We start from the raw sequence: 1,388 nt of genomic DNA on the forward strand, positions 1-1,388 counted from the left end.
TTTAATGCTCCAGATAAGGTAGAAGTTATTTATCGTATTGTTTTAAACTATCTCATTGAAGTATGTGTAAGGACTCTGACTGATAACGAATTTGACGCAAGTTCTGGAATAGTTAAAAAACTTATAGAAAGACCGGATCAATTTACCCTGAAGGATATTCACACTTCCATCAAATCCAGCATTGCTGTAGCTTTTAATGGATTATTTATTGCTGATTTACTTTTTACAAAAATCCTTTTCAATCCTTTTAATAATAAAGCTTTAGATCTTTCTTTTTATGAGAATGAGTTAGAAAGTCTTCAACTTAGTATCAAGAGCATGCGTAAAATTTTTGATGGTGAGAAAAATCTTATTCCACTACTTTTGAGTCACTTGTTACCTGCCGCGAGGCATTACTCCAATAATCTTGATTTCAAAACTAACATTTTTTCAAATAAGTTTACCTCAAAAGTTTTGCAAAAAATCTTAAATCGAACCACAAATAAAGATATAAAAGCTTCACTGCAATCTTTTCTGAAAAACACAGAACATAAATCGGATATTTTCAGTAAGGAAAAAACGGAGAAATTAATCTCTTTATTCAGAAAGAATACGCCTGAGCTTATGGTTAATGTTCCGAATGGACAAGGTGGTTTCAGACAAACCTGTTACCATTGCGGTGAAGTTTATGAAACTGAAAATCCCATAAGAGGGAAAGGCCGTCGTACAAACCGAAGCTCTAAAAAACCGAAAGAACCACTGGTAAGGCCTTTTCACAAAGCATGTATGATTGAAGACAAACGCATCAGGGAACAAGCAGGGCAATTATATAAAAAGATGGAAATAGGATACCCTAAAACACAGATTTATGAACCCTACTATTTTCATCACATTCCCGTTCCTGACGGTTATGAGCTGATAAGAATTAATGGCGATGGAAACTCAATGTACTCATCCATTGCAGAGATTTTCAACAGGCATAGAGGGTCAGGACAAACAGGAAAATGGAACCAGCAAACAATAAGGCAGATTATCGATGATAACCTTCGTCAGATTTTTTTCACGATTCAGGATCATCCCGACAAGCACAAACTGATGCAAGAGCTTGAGCTACTGTTGGGGATCAATGCTGACGTTATTCCAGCGGTTCTCGATAACAATGTCATTACTGATTCAGCCTCTTTTGCTCAGTCGGAGTTAGCCCTATTGCAACAATTTGGTGATGCTCAGCTGATTGCCTTGCTAGTGCCGACACAGGGTGTCTGGTTCCCTGTGATAACACAAGGTCACGATGGACCTTTTCACGAAATTTACGACCTTAAGCGCTGGGTCAATTTTGCTCCTAACCTTCTGGCTATGCTGTTACAAAACGAAAATTATACCTTTCCTGATCTCTCTGAAAGTCAAAG

1 protein-coding gene is annotated in these 1,388 nt (G+C 37.2%); it reads left to right on the top strand.

Going from position 1 to position 1,388, the window contains the following annotated elements; genetic code table 11:
* Nucleotides 1–1,388: hypothetical protein (locus KDK16_RS00440; protein ID WP_257274209.1), on the top strand; the 1,388-nt coding region annotated here is incomplete at both ends.

It is taken from the genome of Endozoicomonas sp. SESOKO4 (genome assembly GCF_024606275.1).